Source organism: Nocardioides sp. LS1 (assembly GCF_003865225.1).
Taxonomy (GTDB): Bacteria; Actinomycetota; Actinomycetes; order Propionibacteriales; family Nocardioidaceae; genus Nocardioides; species Nocardioides ginsengisegetis.
The window spans coordinates 425,119-442,762 of sequence record NZ_BIFF01000006.1; the positions used below are offsets into that span (position 1 = coordinate 425,119).

Genomic DNA, 17,644 nt, shown 5'->3' on the forward strand with positions numbered 1-17,644 from the left:
GAGGCCCGGCGTCAGTTCTTGCGGGCGGCCGAGTGGGCCGCGCCGATCGCGGGGTCCTCGACCCCGAGGTCGGCGGCGATCTCGCCGTAGGCCGTCTCCGCGGCGGCCTGCTCGGCCTCCTTCTTGGAGCGGCCGACGCCGTTGCCGTAGAGGCCCTCGCCGACCCGCACCTGAGCGGTGAAGGTCTTCATGTGGTCGGGGCCCTCGTCGGCGATGACGTACTCGGGCACGCCGAGGCTGTGCTCGGCGGAGAGCTCCTGGAGGGAGGTCTTCCAGTCCAGGCCCGCACCGAGGGCGGACGCGGCCTCGATGAGCGGGTCGAAGAGGCGGTGGACGACCTCGGCGGAGGTCTCGAAGCCACCGCCGGACAGGTGCACGGCACCGATCACGGCCTCGACGGTGTCGGAGAGGATCGAGGCCTTGTTGCGGCCCCCCGTCGACTCCTCGCCGCGCCCGAGCTTGACGTGGTCGCCGACGCCGATCCCGCGGCCGACCTCGGCCAGGGCACGGGCGTTGACGACCGCCGCACGCAGCTTCGCCAGCCGGCCCTCGGAGAGGTCCGGGTGGGCGCGGTAGAGCGTCTCGGTCACGACGACGCCGAGCACCGAGTCGCCCAGGAACTCCAGGCGCTCGTTGGTCGGCAGGCCGCCGTTCTCGTAGGCGTACGACCGGTGGGTGAGGGCTCGCTCGAGCAGCTCGGGGTCCAGGATCGGATCCCCGAGCGCTGCTCGCAGCTCGCCGTAGTTGCTCAGTGGACCGGCGGGATCAGAGAACCTGACGACGGTCAGCGCGAGCGCCGTACTGGCCGCACTCGCCGCACGCACGGTGCGGGAGGTGCTTGGCACCGCAGGCGGGGTTCGCGCAGGTCACCAGGGTCGGCGCAACGGCCTTCCAGGCCGAACGACGGTGACGCGTGTTGCTGCGCGACATCTTCCGCTTCGGGACAGCCACAGTTTTCTCCTCTACCAGGACCGGAACTTCCGGCCGCGTGTGAATTACTCAGATGCTTCGGGGTCCTGCTGGAGCGTGGTCAGCCCTGCCCAGCGGGGGTCGATCGGTGCCGCGTGGTCGTGCTCGGGATCGTCGGCCAGGCGCGCACCACACTCGGTGCACAGTCCGGGACAGTCGTCCTCGCACAGCGGCTGGAACGGCAGTGCGAGCACCACCGCGTCGCGCAGTGCAGGCTCCAGGTCGAGCAGGTCGTCCTGGAGCTTGCTGACCTCATCATCCTCCTCAGGAGAGGAATGCTTGTCGTGAGGGTCGTCGTAGACGTACAGCTCCTGGAACGTCGCGGACATCTCGTCCTCGATGGGTTCCAGGCACCGCACGCACTCGCCCTCGAGCGCGGCTTCCGCCGTGCCCGTGACCAGCACTCCCTCCATGACCGCCTCCAGCCGCAGGTCGAGTTCGACCGGCGAGCCTTCGGGGACACGAAGGACTTCGATGCCCAGATCTGCAGGTGCCGGAACCGTGCGTGTCACCTCGCGCTGGGACCCCGGGCGGCGGCCGAGCTCGCGGGTGTCGAGCACGAGCGGCGCTCTCGGGTCCAGTTTGCTCAGGAGATCACTTCCGGTTCGAGGCACAACAGATCGCCCAGAATGTTAACGGTCTTGGGGTTGCGCGACCAAACTGCGCGCATCACGCGTCGCCGTCGGCCCGGCGCTCGGCCAGGCGCGCGACGAGCGCCTCGTGCACGAAGCCGGGGATCAGGCTCGACACGTCGCCGCCGAACATCGCCACCTCCTTGACCAGGCTGGAGGCCAGGAACGACCACTCCGGGCTGGTCGGGACGAAGACCGTCTCGACGTCGGTGAGCGAGGAGTTCATCTGCGCCATCTGCAGCTCGTAGTCGAAGTCGCTGACCGCGCGCAGGCCCTTGACGATGGCGTGGATGTCGCGTTCCTTGCAGAAGTCGGTCAGCAGCCCGGTGAAACCGTCGACGCGGACGTTGTCGAAGCCCGCGCACGCCTTCTCGAGCATCGCGATGCGCTCCTCGGCGCTGAACAGCCGGTTCTTGGACTTGTTGACGCCCACGGCGACGACGACCTCGTCGAAGAGCGTCGAGGCCCTCCGGACGATGTCGAGGTGCCCGTTGGTGACCGGGTCGAAGGATCCGGGGCAGACGGCTCGGCGCACGATTACTCCTCGGGGTCCGTCGGGGGCGCGGCGGCGTGACCGTACCAAAGCACCGTCTCGCCGTACTTCTTCTCGCGGGTGCCGGTGATGCCGTCGGGCCACGTGGGCTCGGGGCTGCGCACCGAGCGCTCCACCACGACCATGGCACCCGGGACGAGCCAGCCGTGCTCGACCAGCGCGCCGAGGTCGTCGGCCACCTCGTCCTCGCCCAGGGGGTAGGGCGGGTCGAGGAACGCCACGTCGTACGGCGCCGTCGGGAGCCGGCGCAGCGTGCCCGAGACCGCGGCGGCCACGACGTGGGCCCGCGGGTAGCCCAGGCTGCGGGCGTTCTCGGCGATCAGGGAGGCGGTCTTGCGGTCCTGCTCCACGAGCGTCACGACACCCGCGCCCCGGGACCAGGCCTCGAGGCCGACGGCGCCCGATCCGGCGTACAGGTCGAGGAAGCGCAGGCCGTGGAGCGAGCCGCACCACGACTCGACGGCCGAGAAGAGTGCTTCCCGGACGCGGTCGCTGGTGGGACGGGTGCTCGAGCCGCGAGGGGTGACGATCCGGCGGCCCCCCGCTGAGCCGCCGATGATCCGCGTCATCGGGGAACGTGGTCCCCGGTCGCGAGCAGACGGCCCCTCATGACTTCTCCATGAAGTCAGACTGCCGTGATTGCTCCAACGATTCCACCGCGGCCCCCAGCAACGGGCTCTCCAGGAGGTCCGGGTCACGGTCGAGGAGGTCCTCGGCGGCTGCACGGGCGGCCAGGATCGTCTTCTCGTCCCGCAGCACGCGCAGGGTCTGGAGACTGGACCGGAAACCGCTCTGGGACGCACCCAGGACGTCGCCCTCGCGGCGCTGCTCGAGGTCGACGCGGCTGAGCTCGAAGCCGTCGGTGGTGCTCGCCACGGCGTCGAGACGGTCGCGGGCGGGCGTGCCGACCTCGGCGCGCGAGACCAGGAGGCACAGGCCGGGGTGGCCGCCACGACCGACCCGGCCGCGCAGCTGGTGGAGCTGGCTGACGCCGAACCGGTCGGCGTCCAGCAGGACCATCGCGGTGGCGTTGGCGACGTCGACGCCGACCTCGATCACGGTGGTCGAGACCAGGACGTCGATCTCCCCGGCCGCGAAGGCCCGCATGGTGCGGTCCTTCTCGTCGGGCGGGAGCTTGCCGTGCAGCATCGCGACCCGCAGGCCGTGCAGCGGCCCCTCCGAGAGCTCGGCGACGACGTCCTCGACGGCGGCCAGCGAGCCGGCCGGCGCGGCGGTCTCGTTGCCGTCCTCGTCGAGGTCGCGCTGGTCGGCCTCGCCCTGCTCGAGCTCGTCGCCGGTGATCCGCGGGCAGACGACGTAGGCCTGGTGGCCCTTGCCCACCTCCTCGCGGACGCGCTGCCAGACGCGGGCGATCCAGGCCGGCTGCTCGGCGAGCGGCACGACGTTGGTCTGGATCGGGGCGCGGCCGGCGGGCAGCTCGGTGAGGGTGGAGGTCTCGAGGTCGCCGAAGACGGTCATCGCGACGGTGCGCGGGATCGGGGTGGCGGTCATGACGAGGACGTGGGGCGGGGCCCCGGCCTTGGAGGTGAGGGCCGCGCGCTGCTCGACACCGAAGCGGTGCTGCTCGTCGACGACGACCAGGCCGAGGTCGGCGAAGGAGACCCGCTCCTCCAGCAGCGCGTGGGTGCCGATGACGATGCCGGCCTCGCCGCTGGCGATCCGCAGCATCGCCTCGGCCCGCTGGGCCTTGGCCATCGAGCCGGTCAGCAGGGCCACGGTCGTGGCGTCCTCCGAGCCGCCGAGCATGCCGCCGGCGGCGAGGTCGCCGAGCAGGGCGCTGATCGAGCGGTGGTGCTGCTGGGCGAGCACCTCGGTGGGGGCCAGCAGCGCGGCCTGGCCGCCGGAGTCGACGGTGCGGAGCATCGCGCGCAGGGCGACGAGGGTCTTGCCCGAGCCGACCTCACCCTGCAGGAGGCGGTTCATCGGGTGTGGCTGGGCGAGGTCGTGCTCGAGATCGGCGCCGATCTCGGCCTGGCCGGCGGTCAGCTCGAAGGGCAGCCGCTGGTCGAACGCCTCGAGCAGCCGCCCCTGGTCGCCGGTCCGGGCCCGGGCACCGAGAGCCTGGGTGGCCCGCCGGCGGCGCATCAGCACCAGCTGGGTGACCAGGGCCTCCTCGAAGCGATAGCGCCGGTGGGCGGCGCCGACCTGCGCGTAGTCGTCGGGGGCGTGGATCCAGTCGAGTGCCTGACGCGCGTCCACGACGGCGTACTGCTCCCGGACGGCGTCGGGCAGCAGCTCGGGGAGCTCGTCGAGGACCGTGCGGGCGAACGTGATGGCGCGCTGGAGGTCCCACGAGTCGACGCCCTTGGTCAGGGGGTAGATCGGGTAGAGGTCGCCGATCGAGTCGAGGGTGGCCTGCGCGCTCTCGTCGCCGGCGTCGTCGGGGCCGAACAGCGCCATCTGCGGGTTGGTGAGCTGCCACTCCTGGCGGAAGGAGCTGACCTTGCCGACGAAGATGCCGCGACGGCCGACCGGGAGCCGCCGGGCGTGCCACTCGCCGACGTGCTGGGACTTGGCGAAGAACGTCATCTTCAGGCTGGGGCCGTCGGTGGAGACGACGGTGTCGAGGCGGTACGCCGTCCGGCCGGTGCGTCGGTCGGTGTAGGTGTTGACCTTCGAGCGGGTGATCTGGCCGACGATCGTGAGCATCTGGCCGTCCTCGAGCTCGGCGACCTTGGTGAGCTCGCCGGTCTTGACGTAGCGGCGCGGGAAGTGGCGCAGCAGGTCGCCGACCGTGCGGAGGCCGAGCCCCTCGACGATCTTCTTGCGCTTGGTCGCCTGGTCACCGAGGACGGTCTCGATGGGCGAGTCGAGCCCGATCACTCGACGGCCACCAGCAGCGGGTAGCGGTCCTGGCCGCCCTCGTAGGACACGACGTCCACGTGGGGGTGGTGCTCCTCCACCCAGGCGGCGCAGCGCTCGGCGAGGGCGCCGTGGCCCTCCCCCGCGCCGGCCACGATGGTCACGAGCTCGCCGCCACCGCCGAGGAGGCGGTCCAGGACGTCGGTGGCGACCCGCTCGAGGTCGTCCCCGATCACGGCGAAGTCGCCGGCGATGACGCCGAGCACGTCGCCGGGCTCGCACGGACCGGCCATCGTGATGGCCTGCTTGGCGGCCACGGTGACCGCGCCGTGGCGGGCGTGCCGGGCGGTGGCGGTCATCTCGAGGACGTCCTGGTCGAAGCTGCGTCCGGGCTCGTGGACGGCCAGCGCGGCCAGGCCCTGGACCTGCGCCTGGGTGGGGACGACGGCGACGCGCATGCCCTCGTCCTCCTCGGCCGTGCGGGCCGCGATCTGGGCGACGCGGACCGAGTCGGCGTCGTTGGGCAACACGACGACCTCGGCCGCCCCGCACGCCGTGATGGCCTCGAGGAGCTGGCCGGCGGACGGGCGGCGGCCCGGCCCGCCCTCGACCACGACGGCTCCGGCCTCCTCGAACAGGGCCGTGAGCCCGGGACCGGCGGAGACGGTGACGATGCGGCGACCGGTGCGGGAGCTGGCGCGCTGGGCGGACTCGGCCACCTGCTCGGCGAAGTGGGTCACGCGGACGCGGTGGGGGCGGCCGGCCTCGATGCCGGCCTCGATCGCGGCGCCGACGTCGTCGACGTGGACGTGGACGTTCCACAGCCCCTCGTTGCCGACGACCACGAGGGAGTCACCGAGCCCGGCCAGGGTCTTCTTCAGCACCGGGATGCGGTCGTCCTCGGCATCGAGGAGGTACATCACCTCGTACGACGGGCCGTCGGCCGTCAGGTCGCCCTCGACGACCTCGGCGGACTGTGGGATCGGGATGGCGTACTGCCCGAAGGGACTGGTCACCGGGATCGGGCGCCGGCCGGTCAGCACGGTCTCGGCCGCGTCGAGGATGACGCTCAGGCCGCGGCCACCGGCGTCGACGACCCCGGCGTCGGCGAGCGTCTTGAGCTGCTCGGGCGTGTGGGCCAGGGCGGTGCGGGCACCCGCGGCGGCGGCGACCATCACGTCGCGGGCGCGGGCGTCCTCGCGGGCCGCGCACTCGTTGGCGGCCACGGCCGCCGCCCGGGCGACCGTCAGGATCGTGCCCTCGACGGGGGTGCCGACCGCGGCATAGCTCGCGTCGGCGGCCTCGGTCAGCGCGTCGGCCATGATCTGCGCGTTGCGCTCCCCCTCGGTCGAGGAGGCGATCCGGCTGCAGACGGCGCCGAGCATCACGCTCAGGATGACCCCGGAGTTGCCGCGGGCGCCGAGCAGCGCGCCACGGCTGCACGCGGCGAGCGACGTACGGCGGTCGGCGTGGGGGTCGCCGGCGCTGGCCTCGCGGATGGCCTCGCGGGCGGCGGAGACGGTGAGGTACATGTTGGTGCCGGTGTCGCCGTCGGGCACGGGATAGACGTTGAGGGCGTCGATCTCCTCGCGCGCCTCGGCGAGGGCGTCGGTCGCGATGTCGACGAACAGCAGCACGGTCGCGAGCTGGATGCTGCCGCTCTCGGGTGCTTCCATCGCCTGCCTCGTGTCGCCGATTCGGGTGATCCGCCGGATGTCTGACACCTTTGCCGTTGCCCACCCGGTTGAGGGCCACAGATTAGTGGCTCTGCATCGATTCGCACCGGAGCGGGGCAATCGGATACTCTGGCTCGGTTGCCCGCTCGTTCGGGCCCCTTTTTCTCGTACCTCGATTTTTCAGGAGTTCACGGTGGCTGCCGTCTGCGACATCTGCGCCAAGAAGCCTGGCTTCGGCAACAACCGGCCGTGGTCGCGCAAGATCACGAAGCGTCGCTTCGACCCCAACATCCAGCGCGTGCGTGCCACGGTCAACGGCACCCCCAAGCGCCTCAACGTGTGCACCGGCTGCCTCAAGGCCGGCAAGGTCACCCGCTGATCTGAGTCTTCACGGAAGGCCGTCACCCCCTCGGGGTGGCGGCCTTTTCCGCGTTGTCGCCGTGTGGGTCAGGGTCGGGCCGGGGCGCACCACCTGCACCACGCGCATCACCGCCCGGGCACTCCCGGACGTTCTGGAGGGGGCGGGCTCAACCGGTCTTAGCAACGGTCATGCTGCTGCCGGGTTGGCGAGCAGTCGGGCGAGTGCTTGGGCTGGGGTCTGCATGTCGAGGGTAGGACGGGGCCGGGCGTTGAGCTTGGCGGCGACACGGGCGAGGTCGTCTGGGGTGTGGGTCGCCAGGTCGGTGCCCTTCTCGAACCAGAACCGCAGCAGCCGGTTGGTGTTCTCGTTCGACCCGCGCTGCCAGGGCGCGTGGGGGTCGCAGAAGAAGATCGGCATCTCCAGGGCGACTTCGATGTCGCGGTAGAGGGCGAGCTCGACGCCACGGTCCCAGGTCAACGAGCGACGCAGGTGGATCGGAAGCTGGCTCATCTCTCGGATCATCGCCTCGGCCACGCTGGTGGCGTCGTGACGGCCCGGGAGATGGAGCAGGATCACGAACCGGGTCGAGCGTTCGACCAGGGTCCCGATCGCGGACTGGTTGCCGGCGCCCATGATCAGGTCGCCTTCCCAGTGCCCTGGCACGCCGCGGTCGGCGGCCTCCTCGGGCCGGTCCCGGATGGTGAACGCTTCGCGGTACAGGCTCTTCCCGCGGCCGTCGTTGTGCCCGTGGGGTTTGCGGGCACGTCGTTTGGTCAGCAGCTGCGCGGCCAGGTCCTTGCGCAGGCTGCCGCGGGTTTGGACGTACAGCGCCCGGTAGATCGTCTCGTGCGACACGCGTGCCATCCTCGCCTGCCCGTCACTGCCTGGATGGTCGGCCCGCAACGCCGCGGCGATCAGCTCGGGTGACCAGCCGTCGTCCATCCAGGTCTCGATCCGGCGACACAGCCCCGGGTTGTCGTGCAGCTTGAATGCTTTGGGGCGTCGGCGACGTTCGTGCGCGGCACGGTGGGCGACCGCACCCCAGTAGGAGCCGTCGGGGCCGCGGTTGCGGGTGACCTCGCGGCAGACCACCGACCTGTCACGGCCGATAAGCCGCCCGATCTGGGCGTAGGAACAGCCACACATCAACCCGACCGCGATCATCGAGCGGTCCTCGCTGGTCAACGGGCGCCGTGCCCGGGCCGGCTCGTCGGGTCCGCTCGCACCGGGCACCATCGACGGCACGGTCCCGGGCAGGCCGCCCCTCGCGCCGAACCGGATCACTGGAGTCACAAGACCCGAGGATCGCCACCACGACGACGCAGTCTCTCGCGACACACCGACTCCGTCCGCGGCCCGTGACAGCGATGCACCGCCACAGACCAACTCGAAGAACTCAGCACGGGTCTCGTAGGAGAACAACGTCGGCACAACAACGCTCCCATCGGGTCAGCGTTGCTTCGACCGATTGAGCCCGCCGGGTTGCAACCCCCCAGAACGTCCGGGATCACCGGTTGACCGGTGATCCCGCCCGCCGACGTTCAGCTCAGAAGTGCGTCCAGCCGGTCGGGCCGTCGTACGCCGCCCCGTCGACGGTGACGCGCGGCCCGTCGTCGCCGGCCTCGGCCACTTCGCCGATGACGTGCCAGCCCTCCGGGACGCTTCCGGCCGGGAAGGTGGCGAGCAGGGCGTGGTCGTCCCCGCCGCCGAGGATGAACTGGAGCGGGTCGGCGCCGAGGGCCGAGCCCACGGCCTGGAGGGGCTCGGCCACGTCGAAGGCCGAGCGGAAGATGTCCATGGACACCCCCGAGTCATCGGCGATGTGGCCGGCGTCGGCGAGCAGGCCGTCGGAGATGTCGATCATCGCGGTGGCACCGGCCTCGGCGGCCACGGCACCGGCGTCGTACGGCGGTTCGGGGCGGCGGTAGGCCTCCACGAGCACGCGCGGCGAGCGGAAGCCGCGCCCGAGGACCGCGAGCCCGCCGGCCGCCCAGCCCTGGCGGCCGAAGATCGCGACCACGTCGCCGGGCTCGGCGCCCGAGCGGACGACCGGTGCCTGGGTGCAGGCGCCGAGGACGGTCACGGCGATGACGAGCTGGTCGGAGCGGGTCAGGTCTCCCCCGACGACGCTGGCGCCGACCAGGGCGCACTCGTCGGCGAAGCCCTGCGCGAACTCCAGCGCCCACGCCACCGGCAGGTCGGCGGGGGCAGCCAGCCCGATGGTCAGCGAGGTGGCGCGGCCGCCCATCGCGTTGATGTCGGAGAGGTTCTGGGCGGCGGCGCGGTGGCCCACGTCGGAGGCCGATGCCCAGTCGCGGCGGAAGTGCCGGCCCTCGACCATCAGGTCGGTCGAGACGACCACGTGTCCGGTCTTCACCCGCAGCACGGCGGCGTCGTCGCCGGGGCCGATCAGGACGTGCGGTCCCTGCGCGAAGAGGTCGGTGAGCGCACTGATGAGGCCGAACTCGCCCGCGTCGGCGAGCGTGGCGTCAGGGGGGAAGGCCATGCGCCCATCCCACCAGATCGGAGGGCGACTCGCGGGTGCGGCACCCCGAGACTCCCTATCGGCACGGCATCGGGCAGGGTAGGTTGGCGAGCACAGAAGCCGGTCAACGCACCGGATCTCAACCCCGGTAACAACAAGGAGTCCACGATGGTCGTCCAGGCGTACATCTTGATCCAGACCGATGTCGGCAAGGCCGCCGAGGTTGCCACCGCCATTGCCCAGGTCAAGGGCGTCACGCTCGCCGAAGACGTCACCGGACCGTACGACGTGATCGTGCGGGCCGAGGCCCGCAACGTCGACGAGCTCGGCAAGCTGGTGGTGTCGAAGGTGCAGAACCTCGACGGCATCACGCGCACCCTGACCTGCCCGGTCGTGCACATCTGAGCCCACTGACGGGCCCCGTGCACACCCACGCACGCTGTCGGCGCCCCGTGTCCCTCCGGACGCGGGGCGCCGTCGCGTCTGCCCTGCTCGTCCTGGCCGCCGGTTGCTCGTCGGGCGGTGGTGACGTCGAGGTCGACGGCCCCTCGCTCGGCGCCGACGACGCGGCCGCCTGCGACCGTCTCGTCGCGGCGCTCCCCGACACCCTGGCCGAGCAGGACCGCCGCACGGTCACGCCCGCGGACGCGCCGGGCGCGGCCTGGGGCGACCCGGCGATCACGCTGACCTGCGGGGTCGACGTACCCAAGGGGTTCGACGAGTTCTCATCCTGCGAGGTCGCCAACGGCGTGGGGTGGTACGTCGATCCCGCCACCATCGACGACCAGTCGGCCGACGTGACGCTCACCGCCGTGGGCTACCGGCCGATCGTCCGGGTCGAGGTCCCGGCCGACTACCGCCCGTCCGGGCCGGCGGCCGTCATCGCCGAGCTGGCCGGGCCGGTGCGCCGGTCACTCGAGCTGGTCAAGCCCTGCCACTGAGGCAGGAGCCGGTCAGCGCAGGCCGGTGTCGCGCTGGAGCGCGAGCTGGATCAGCCGGTCCACCAGCGCCGGGTAGTCCAGGCCGCTGGCCGCCCACATCTGCGGGTACATCGACGTCGGGGTGAAGCCCGGCATCGTGTTGATCTCGTTGACCACGAGCGAGCCGTCGGGGAAGGCGAAGAAGTCGACCCGGGCCAGGCCCTCGCAGCCGACGGCCTCGAAGGCCAGCGCGGCCAGCCGGCGGAGCTCGGCCGCCACCTCGTCGGTCAGGTCGGCGGGGATGTCGATCTCGGTGTGCTCGCCGGGGAGGTACTTGGCGGCGAAGTCGTAGAACTCGTGGTCGCCCCCGACGCGCAGCTCGGCGGGCATGCTCGTCTCGGGCGTGCCGTCGAGGGACTGGAGCACGCCGCACTCGACCTCGCGCGCGCCCTCGGCGGCCACCTCGAGCAGCACCTTGGGGTCCTCGCGCAGCGCCGTCTCGACGGCCTCGTCGAGCTCGGAGGGGTCGTGGGCCTTGGAGATGCCGATGCTGGAGCCGCCCCGCGCGGGCTTCACGAAGAGCGGGTAGCCGATGCCCGCAGCCTGCTCGCGGCAGCCCTGGGCGTCCTGGTCCCACTGGCGCCGGGTGATCGTCACCGACGGCATGACCGGCAGGCCCGCGGCCTGGAGCACGACCTTCATGTAGGCCTTGTCCATGCTGACGGCCGAGGCGAGCACGCCGGCGCCGACGTAGCGGACCCCGGCCATCTCGAGCATCCCCTGGATGGTGCCGTCCTCGCCCCACGGCCCGTGCAGCACCGGGAAGACGACGTCGACCTCGCCGAGCGTCTGCGGCGGCTGCGAGGGCTCGTGGACGACCAGGTCGGTGGAGGTGCTGTCCTGGGCCAGGACGATGCTGGCGCGGTTGCCGTCGACGGCCGGCAGCCGGTCGGCGCTCTCGATCCGGAGCCGCTCGGGGTCGCCGGACTCCAGCACCCAGCGACCGTCGGTGGCGATGCCGATCGGCACCACCTCGTACGCCGTGCGGTCGATGGCCCGGAGCACGCTGCCGGCCGTCACGCACGAGATGCCGTGCTCACTGGAGCGACCGCCGAAGACGACGGCGACGCGGGGCTTGCGGGAGGCGGCGGAGGGCTCGTTCATCGGGCACGACCCTACCGGCCTAGTGTTGCGGCCATGCCCGAGGACTCTTCCGCCCCCCAGCCCTCGCCCGCGCCCGACTGGAAGCCGTCGACGGTCGCCGTGACGGCCGGCCGGCCGGGCCACGAGCCGGACCAGCCGCTGAACGTCCCGATCACCATGGCGTCGACGTACGTCGCGGGCGGCGACCTGGAGTACGGCCGCTACGGCAACCCGACCTGGACGGCGTTCGAGGACGCGCTGGGGGCGCTCGAGGGCGGCCGCTGCCTCAGCTTCGCGTCCGGGCTCGCGGCCGTCGCGACCGTGCTGGACCTCGTCGGCAACGGCGCCAAGGTGGTCGCGCCGCGCCACTCCTACAACGGCACCGTGCTGCAGCTGGCCGACCTCGAGTCACGCGGCCGGCTGCGCACCGAGCTCGTCGACATCACCGACACCGACGCCGTCGTCGCGGCCTGCGCCGACGCGGCCCTGGTGTGGCTGGAGTCCCCCACCAACCCCGCACTGGAGATCGCCGACATCGAGACGATCACCGTCGCGGCCCACGAGGCCGGCGCCTACGTCGTGGTGGACAACACCTTCGCCACTCCCCTGCTGCAGAAGCCGCTCGAGCTCGACGTCGACCTCGTGGTGCACTCGGCCACGAAGTACCTCTCCGGGCACAGCGACGCGCTGATGGGAGCCGTCGTGACCTCCGACGACGAGCTGTACGCCGTGCTGAAAGGCCGCCGCGACCTGGTCGGCGCCGTCCCCGGCACGCTCGAGTCCTACCTCGCGCTGCGCGGACTGCGCACCCTCCACCTGCGGGTCGAGCGTGCCCAGGCCAACGCCCAGGAACTGGTCCGCCGGCTCGAGGAGCACCCCGCCCTCGCGGAGGTCCGCTACCCCGGCTTCGGCGGGATCGTGTCGATCGTGCTCGCCCAGGGCGCGATCGCCGCCGACCTGCTCACCCGCAAGACGAAGCTGTGGGTGCATGCCACCTCGCTCGGCGGCGTGGAGTCGACCTTCGAGCGGCGCCGCCGCTGGAAGTCCGAGCCCGCCACCATCCCCGACGGCCTGGTGCGGCTGTCGGTGGGCATCGAGGACGTCGACGACCTGTGGGACGACCTGCGCGGAGCGCTCGACGACCTGGTGGGGTGACTAGGTCACTCCACCTCCGCCTTCGTGTCGCGGGCGATGAAGGAGTCCATCATCTGCTGCGCGGTCATCCGGCCGGCCACGACGGCGTCGACGTGGTGGGCGATGGGGGCGTCCACGCCGGTGCGCTCGGCGAGGGCCAGCAGCGAGGAGCAGGACTTGGCGCCCTCGGCGACCTGGCGCGTGGAGGCGTAGATCTCCTCGGTGGTCATGCCCTGCCCGAGCTTGACGCCGAAGCTGCGGTTGCGCGAGAGCGGTGAGGAGCAGGTGGCGACCAGGTCACCGAGGCCGGCGAGCCCCATCAGGGTCAGCGGGTTGGCGCCGAGCCGGGTGGCGAGGCGGGCGGTCTCGGCGAGGCCACGGGTGATGACGGAGGCGGTGGTGTTGTCGCCGAAGCCCAGGCCCACGGCCATGCCGACCGCGAGGCCGACGACGTTCTTGTAGGCACCGCCCAGCTCGCAGCCGAGCACGTCGGTGCTGGTGTAGGGGCGGAAGGCCGGGGCATGGCAGCGCTGCTGGATCAGCTTGGCGACGTCCTCGTCGGCGCACGCCACGACCGAGGCGGCGGGCTCGCGACGGGCGATCTCCATGGCGAGGTTGGGGCCGCTGATGACCGCGATCCGCTCGGGACCGGCGCCGGTGACCTCGGCGATCACCTCGCTCATCCGCTTGAGGGAGCCGAGCTCGACGCCCTTCATCAGCGAGACGATCACGGCGTCCTCGCGGATGTGGGGCGCCCACTCGACCAGGTTGCCCCGCAGGCTCTGCGACGGCGTGGCCAGCACGACCATGTCCGCCCCGTCGAGGGCCTCCTCGACGTCATGGGTCGCCCCCACCGACGGGGGCAGCTCGATGCCCGGCAGGTAGTCGGGGTTCTCGCGCTGCTCGTTGATCGACTTGGCGACCTCTTCGCGACGCGCCCAGAGCGTCACGTCGTTGCCGGCGTCGGCCAGCACGATCGAGAAGGCCGTGCCCCACGACCCGGCACTGAAGATCGCGACCTTGCCCTCGCGGCTCATGGACGCTCCTTCTTGGGTTTCTTGTTGGGGTTGCCGATCAGACTGACACCCGCGGCCCGCGCGTCGAAACGCTCGGCCGGGGCCTGCTCGCCGCGGATCTCCTCCACGAGGCCGGTGAGGGCCGCCATGATCCGGTCGGTCGCCTGCTGCACGACCGCGTGCGTGTGCTCGAGGGCCAGGAGGTCGGAGAGGTCGACGGGGTCGCCGGCCTTCATCGTCACGTGCTTGCGCGGGAGGAAGTCGGGTCGGCCGTAGGGCGGCAGCAGGTCCTGCGGACCCCACTGACCGACGGGGATCACGGGGCAGCCGGTCGCCAGCGCGATCCGCGCCGCACCGGACTTGCCGGTCATCGGCCACAGGTGGGGGTCGCGGGTGAGGGTGCCCTCGGGGTAGACCACGACGCACTCGCCGGCGTTGACGGCCGCCACGGCGGCGTCGTACGCCCCGACGGCGCTGCGCGTGAGCCGCTCGACGGGGATCTGGCCCGCGGCACTGAGGAAGCCGCCCAGCGCCTTGTTCTTGAACAGGCCGGACTTCGCGAGGTAGCGCGGCAACCGGCCGTGGTCGTAGACGAAGTGGGCCGAGAGCAGCGGGTCGACGTGCGAGAGGTGGTTGAACACCACGACGCAGCCGCCGCTGGCTGGCAGCTTCTCGCCGTCGATCCAGGTGCGGGAGGCGACCCCGAGCAGCAGGGGCTTGAGCAACGGCACAGCGATGTTCCAGGCCCAGCCACGCTTCTGCTGCAGCTTGCGAACGGTCACCAGCAACCCTGTCGTTCCTCGCGGCCACCGGGCCGTGACGCGCCGTGCGTCGAGTGCAGGTTACTCGCAGTCGGGGTGCATCCGTCTCGTGGCGACACACCCACGGAGGCCGACTTCTCACCGCCTGACAGGATCGGGGCGATGACCAGCCAGCAGTACGCCGTGGTCGTGCCGGTCAAGCCTCCGGCGCGCGGCAAGTCGCGCCTCGTGGGCCTCGACGACGACCGTCGCCGGGCGCTCGCCGCGGCGTTCGCGCTGGACACGGTCACGGCGTGCCTGGCGTGCGCACAGGTGGCCGAGGTGCTGGTCGTGACCGACGATGCGGCGTTCTCCGCGCAGCTGGCCGCGCTCGGCTGCACGGCGATCCCCGACGGCGTCACCGGGGACCTCAACGCCAGCCTGGCCCAGGCCGCCGCGGAGTCCAGCCGCCGCTGGCCCGTGCTCCAGCCGGTCGCGATCTGCGCCGACCTGCCGGCCCTCGTGCCGGCCGACCTCACCGTCGCGCTGAGCCGCGTGGTGCCGGGCACCCCGTGCTTCGTGGCCGACGCCGACGGGATCGGGACCACGCTCTACACCGCACCGCTGGGTCTCTTCGAGCCCCGGTTCGGCGTGGAGTCCCGGGCCGCGCACCTCGAGCTCGACGCCACCGAGATCGAAGGCCGGCTCCCCACCCTGCGTCGCGACGTCGACGACCTCGCGGACCTCGACGCCGCCCGGGCCCTCGGCCTGGGGCGGCACACCGCCGCGCTCGCCTGACCCGGACACGACCGTGGGCCGTCCCCCACCGGGAGACGGCCCACGAACGGGTGTGCGGATCAGGCCTTCTTGGCAGGGGCCTTCTTCGCAGGTGCCTTCTTGGCAGCCGGTGCCTTCTTGGCGGCCGGAGCAGCCTTCTTCGCCGGCGGCGCCTTCTTGGCAGGAGCCTTGGTCGCCGGGGCCTTCTTCGCGGCCGGCGCCTTCTTGGCTGCGGCGGTGGTCTTCGCCGGAGCTGCCTTCTTGGCGGCGGGTGCCTTCTTGGCCGGGGCCTTCTTGGCAGGAGCGGCCTTCTTGGCAGCCGGGGCCGCCTTCTTGGCGGGAGCGGCCTTCGTGGCAGCCGGAGCAGCCTTCTTGGCCGGGGCCGCCTTCTTGGCCGGAGCCTTCGTGGTCGCCTTCTTGGCGGCAGCCGCGGCCTTCTTCGCCGGGGCGGTCGCAGCCTTGGCCGACGAGCCTGCAGCAGCGAGCGTCAGCTTGGGCAGCTTCTTGGCGCCGGAGACGACGTTCTTCAGGTCAGCGCCGGGGCTGAACTTCGGGACGGCGGTCTTCTTCGCCTTGATGCGCTGGCCGGTCTGCGGGTTGCGGACCCAGCGCGCCTCGCGGATGCGCTTCTCGAAGGAGCCGAAGCCCGTGATGGCGACCTTCTCGCCCTTCGCCACCTCGCGCGTGATCGTGTCCAGGACGGACTCGAGTGCGTGCGCGGCAGCCTTGCGATTCCCCTCGTAGCGCTGAGCCAGGGTGTCGATGAGCTGTGATTTGTTCACTAGCTTCCCTTCCAATGAACCCATGGGCCGAGCCGATGCTCGACTTTCTTCAACGCACGCTAGGGAAAGGTGGTCACCGTCACAATCGCCACGCCGAACATTCCGGGGTTTTCTTCGTGTGGAGTGGACCTGACCAGACGGGTCTGGTAGCGGCACTTCGGCGATCCGGGTCCGCTAAGTGAAGACTTTCCCCAACCCCGCTTGACGATTCTCGTCGCGCGCGGAGTGTCGCCTTGTGCCGAAAGTGCGTCTGGGCCCAAAGGCGGTGCGTGGCAGGTCGGGCGGCCCTAGTGTCAGTGCGTGGAACGGGAGACGGAGGACTTCGTGGACTCCTGGTGGGCCGACGTGTTCGGCATCGCCGGTGACGAGGTCTGGAAAGCGCTGACCGTGCAGCCCCATGCGCAGCTGGGTGAGTACGCCGGCTTCTTCGTCGCGTGGCGGGGTGACGGCGTGCACGTGTCGACACCCACGGGCATCGACGCCGGCCTGCCCAGCCGGATCGCGTCGGCGAGCCTCAACGTCCTGCAGTCGGCGACGTTCTGGCAGTCGCTGGCCGACGACCTGGGCGGTCGGCTGATCGGTCCCGCCACCCACCACTACCTCGATCTCGACCCCGGGTCCGACCCCGACGTACGCATCGGCGAACCCTCTGCCGCCCTGCCCCTCCGTGAGCACGTGACGTCGGAGGAGTGGGAGGAGTCGGGGCTCGGCAACGACGACGTCACGGTGACGTTCATCCTGGGCCCGTCGGACCAGCCGGTCGCCGCGGCGGCCCTGAGCAACTGGGCCGACGCCGCCCGCGACGTGTGCGTGCTCGTCCACCCCGACCACCGGGGCCGGGGACTCGTGGACCGGGTGGCTCGTGGACCGGGTGGCTCGCACGGCAACGTCCTACGCCATCGCCCGGCACGACGTGGCCCGGTGGACGGCACGCTCGGAGAACCACGCGTCCATGCAGGCCGCACGCCGCCTGGGCTTCCAGGCCTGGTGCACGCAGCTGGCGGTCCGGCTCCCGGACCAGGGCCTGTCCTAGAGGGTCGCGGGCTTCCAGCTCGGACGGGTGGCCTCGAAGGCGGCGATGTCGGCGTCGTGCCCGAGCGTGATGCCGATGTCGTCGAGGCCCTCGAGCAGCCGCCAGCGCGTGTAGTCGTCGATGTCGAAGGAGTCCTCGATGGCGTCGGGTCCCTCACCGGCACGGACCGTGCGCGACTCGAGGTCGACGGTGACGGTGGCGCCGGGGTTGGCCTCGAGGTGGTCCCAGAGGCGCTGGACGACCTTCTCGTCGACCTGCGCCGCGACGAGCCCGGCCTTGCCGGAGTTGCCGCGGAAGATGTCGGCGAAGCGCGGCGAGATCACGGCCTTGAAGCCGTAGTTCTGCAGCGCCCACACGGCGTGCTCGCGGGACGAGCCGGTGCCGAAGTCGGGGCCGGCCACGAGCACCGAGCCCGCGGCGTACGCCTCGTCGTTGAGCACGAACGTCGGGTCGTTGCGCCAGGCGGCGAACAGGCCGTCCTCGAAGCCGGTGCGGGTCACGCGCTTGAGGTAGACCGCCGGGATGATCTGGTCGGTGTCGACGTTGCTGCGGCGCAGCGGGACGCCGACGCCGGTGTGGCTGGTGAACTTGTCCATCGGT

The 17,644-nt window shown here is 71.7% G+C and carries 20 protein-coding genes; 6 read left to right on the top strand and 14 right to left on the bottom strand.

The annotated features are described in order from the left end of the window. Positions 1 to 11: 11 nt before the first annotated feature. The 7 genes from rnc to EJF31_RS19565 form a co-directional block, all read right to left on the bottom strand. Positions 12 to 752 (bottom strand): ribonuclease III, encoded by a 741-nt coding sequence (gene rnc / locus EJF31_RS19535; RefSeq protein WP_220481742.1) that lies wholly within the window; start codon positions 750 to 752, stop codon positions 12 to 14. A gap of 13 nt (positions 753 to 765) precedes the next feature. Next, positions 766 to 951, bottom strand: coding sequence for a 50S ribosomal protein L32 (gene rpmF / locus EJF31_RS19540; RefSeq protein WP_081790257.1), 186 nt, complete (start codon positions 949 to 951; stop codon positions 766 to 768). A gap of 44 nt (positions 952 to 995) precedes the next feature. After that, positions 996 to 1,529: a DUF177 domain-containing protein gene (locus tag EJF31_RS19545; RefSeq protein ID WP_260430977.1), complete on the bottom strand. Its 534-nt coding sequence runs from the start codon at positions 1,527 to 1,529 to the stop codon at positions 996 to 998. Positions 1,530 to 1,638: 109 nt separating this feature from the next. Further along, on the bottom strand, positions 1,639 to 2,136 hold the full coding sequence (gene coaD / locus EJF31_RS19550; protein WP_125038827.1) for a pantetheine-phosphate adenylyltransferase: 498 nt from the start codon (positions 2,134 to 2,136) through the stop codon (positions 1,639 to 1,641). Positions 2,137 to 2,138: 2 nt separating this feature from the next. Beyond that, on the bottom strand, positions 2,139 to 2,723 hold the full coding sequence (gene rsmD / locus EJF31_RS19555) for a 16S rRNA (guanine(966)-N(2))-methyltransferase RsmD (protein WP_125038828.1): 585 nt from the start codon (positions 2,721 to 2,723) through the stop codon (positions 2,139 to 2,141). A 37-nt stretch (positions 2,724 to 2,760) separates the two neighbouring features. Beyond that, positions 2,761 to 4,998: an ATP-dependent DNA helicase RecG gene (locus EJF31_RS19560; protein WP_125038829.1), complete on the bottom strand. Its 2,238-nt coding sequence runs from the start codon at positions 4,996 to 4,998 to the stop codon at positions 2,761 to 2,763. Beyond that, positions 4,995 to 6,653 carry a DAK2 domain-containing protein gene (locus EJF31_RS19565; RefSeq protein WP_125038830.1) on the bottom strand — a complete coding sequence of 553 codons (1,659 nt, stop codon included), beginning with the start codon at positions 6,651 to 6,653 and terminating at the stop codon, positions 4,995 to 4,997. Before EJF31_RS19565 ends, EJF31_RS19560 begins: the two co-directional genes overlap by 4 nt. A 193-nt stretch (positions 6,654 to 6,846) precedes the next feature. Between EJF31_RS19565 and rpmB the strand changes: the two genes are divergently transcribed. Further along, positions 6,847 to 7,032 (top strand): 50S ribosomal protein L28, encoded by a 186-nt coding sequence (gene rpmB, locus EJF31_RS19570; protein ID WP_011756723.1) that lies wholly within the window; start codon positions 6,847 to 6,849, stop codon positions 7,030 to 7,032. 168 nt (positions 7,033 to 7,200) lie between these two features. Here rpmB and EJF31_RS19575 read toward each other — a convergent pair whose 3' ends face one another. Both EJF31_RS19575 and EJF31_RS19580 read right to left on the bottom strand, forming a co-directional pair. Continuing rightward, on the bottom strand, positions 7,201 to 8,445 hold the full coding sequence (locus tag EJF31_RS19575; protein WP_125038831.1) for an IS30 family transposase: 1,245 nt from the start codon (positions 8,443 to 8,445) through the stop codon (positions 7,201 to 7,203). 115 nt (positions 8,446 to 8,560) lie between these two features. Further along, positions 8,561 to 9,520, bottom strand: coding sequence for a thiamine-phosphate kinase (locus tag EJF31_RS19580; RefSeq protein WP_125038832.1), 960 nt, complete (start codon positions 9,518 to 9,520; stop codon positions 8,561 to 8,563). Between the two features lie 147 nt (positions 9,521 to 9,667). Here EJF31_RS19580 and EJF31_RS19585 point away from each other — a divergent pair, with 147 nt between their 5' ends. Next, the gene (locus EJF31_RS19585; RefSeq protein ID WP_028645383.1) at positions 9,668 to 9,904 is read left to right on the top strand and encodes an Lrp/AsnC family transcriptional regulator; all 237 of its coding nucleotides are present in this window, start codon (positions 9,668 to 9,670) and stop codon (positions 9,902 to 9,904) included. 47 nt (positions 9,905 to 9,951) lie between these two features. Next, a complete protein-coding gene (locus tag EJF31_RS19590; RefSeq protein ID WP_182539486.1) occupies positions 9,952 to 10,440 on the top strand; it encodes a DUF3515 domain-containing protein in 489 nt (162 codons plus the stop codon). 12 nt (positions 10,441 to 10,452) lie between these two features. Here EJF31_RS19590 and EJF31_RS19595 read toward each other — a convergent pair whose 3' ends face one another. Continuing rightward, on the bottom strand, positions 10,453 to 11,583 hold the full coding sequence (locus tag EJF31_RS19595) for a D-alanine--D-alanine ligase family protein (protein ID WP_125038834.1): 1,131 nt from the start codon (positions 11,581 to 11,583) through the stop codon (positions 10,453 to 10,455). Between the two features lie 33 nt (positions 11,584 to 11,616). Between EJF31_RS19595 and EJF31_RS19600 the strand changes: the two genes are divergently transcribed. Beyond that, the gene (locus EJF31_RS19600; protein ID WP_125038835.1) at positions 11,617 to 12,717 is read left to right on the top strand and encodes a PLP-dependent aspartate aminotransferase family protein; all 1,101 of its coding nucleotides are present in this window, start codon (positions 11,617 to 11,619) and stop codon (positions 12,715 to 12,717) included. 5 nt (positions 12,718 to 12,722) lie between these two features. On the opposite strand, the gene EJF31_RS19605 is transcribed toward EJF31_RS19600, so the two are convergent. Both EJF31_RS19605 and EJF31_RS19610 read right to left on the bottom strand, forming a co-directional pair. After that, positions 12,723 to 13,733: an NAD(P)H-dependent glycerol-3-phosphate dehydrogenase gene (locus EJF31_RS19605; RefSeq protein WP_125038836.1), complete on the bottom strand. Its 1,011-nt coding sequence runs from the start codon at positions 13,731 to 13,733 to the stop codon at positions 12,723 to 12,725. Further along, positions 13,730 to 14,494 (bottom strand): 1-acyl-sn-glycerol-3-phosphate acyltransferase, encoded by a 765-nt coding sequence (locus EJF31_RS19610; RefSeq protein WP_125038837.1) that lies wholly within the window; start codon positions 14,492 to 14,494, stop codon positions 13,730 to 13,732. Before EJF31_RS19610 ends, EJF31_RS19605 begins: the two co-directional genes overlap by 4 nt. A 141-nt stretch (positions 14,495 to 14,635) precedes the next feature. On the opposite strand from EJF31_RS19610, the gene cofC reads away from it, so the two are divergent. After that, entirely contained in the window at positions 14,636 to 15,250 is a 615-nt protein-coding gene (gene cofC / locus EJF31_RS19615) for a 2-phospho-L-lactate guanylyltransferase (protein WP_125038838.1), read from the top strand. A gap of 59 nt (positions 15,251 to 15,309) precedes the next feature. On the opposite strand, the gene EJF31_RS19620 is transcribed toward cofC, so the two are convergent. Continuing rightward, positions 15,310 to 16,011: an HU family DNA-binding protein gene (locus tag EJF31_RS19620; protein WP_125038839.1), complete on the bottom strand. Its 702-nt coding sequence runs from the start codon at positions 16,009 to 16,011 to the stop codon at positions 15,310 to 15,312. Between the two features lie 871 nt (positions 16,012 to 16,882). Between EJF31_RS19620 and EJF31_RS21980 the strand changes: the two genes are divergently transcribed. Next, a complete protein-coding gene (locus EJF31_RS21980; RefSeq protein ID WP_185736357.1) occupies positions 16,883 to 17,044 on the top strand; it encodes a hypothetical protein in 162 nt (53 codons plus the stop codon). Here the strand turns inward: EJF31_RS21980 and leuD are convergent. Beyond that, entirely contained in the window at positions 17,041 to 17,640 is a 600-nt protein-coding gene (gene leuD, locus EJF31_RS19625) for a 3-isopropylmalate dehydratase small subunit (protein ID WP_125038840.1), read from the bottom strand. The genes EJF31_RS21980 and leuD overlap by 4 nt on opposite strands. Between the last annotated feature and the right edge of the window lie 4 nt (positions 17,641 to 17,644).

What these genes read in the sequence shown, in the direction of transcription:
- leuD (WP_125038840.1), bottom strand. Translation starts at nt 17,640, where the DNA reads ATGGACAAGTTCACCAGCCACACCGGCGTCGGCGTCCCGCTGCGCCGC.
- EJF31_RS19600 (WP_125038835.1), top strand. Translation starts at nt 11,617, where the DNA reads ATGCCCGAGGACTCTTCCGCCCCCCAGCCCTCGCCCGCGCCCGACTGG.
- EJF31_RS19605 (WP_125038836.1), bottom strand. Translation starts at nt 13,733, where the DNA reads ATGAGCCGCGAGGGCAAGGTCGCGATCTTCAGTGCCGGGTCGTGGGGC.
- EJF31_RS19595 (WP_125038834.1), bottom strand. Translation starts at nt 11,583, where the DNA reads ATGAACGAGCCCTCCGCCGCCTCCCGCAAGCCCCGCGTCGCCGTCGTC.
- rsmD (WP_125038828.1), bottom strand. Translation starts at nt 2,723, where the DNA reads ATGACGCGGATCATCGGCGGCTCAGCGGGGGGCCGCCGGATCGTCACC.
- EJF31_RS19585 (WP_028645383.1), top strand. Translation starts at nt 9,668, where the DNA reads ATGGTCGTCCAGGCGTACATCTTGATCCAGACCGATGTCGGCAAGGCC.
- EJF31_RS19565 (WP_125038830.1), bottom strand. Translation starts at nt 6,653, where the DNA reads ATGGAAGCACCCGAGAGCGGCAGCATCCAGCTCGCGACCGTGCTGCTG.
- EJF31_RS19580 (WP_125038832.1), bottom strand. Translation starts at nt 9,520, where the DNA reads ATGGCCTTCCCCCCTGACGCCACGCTCGCCGACGCGGGCGAGTTCGGC.
- cofC (WP_125038838.1), top strand. Translation starts at nt 14,636, where the DNA reads ATGACCAGCCAGCAGTACGCCGTGGTCGTGCCGGTCAAGCCTCCGGCG.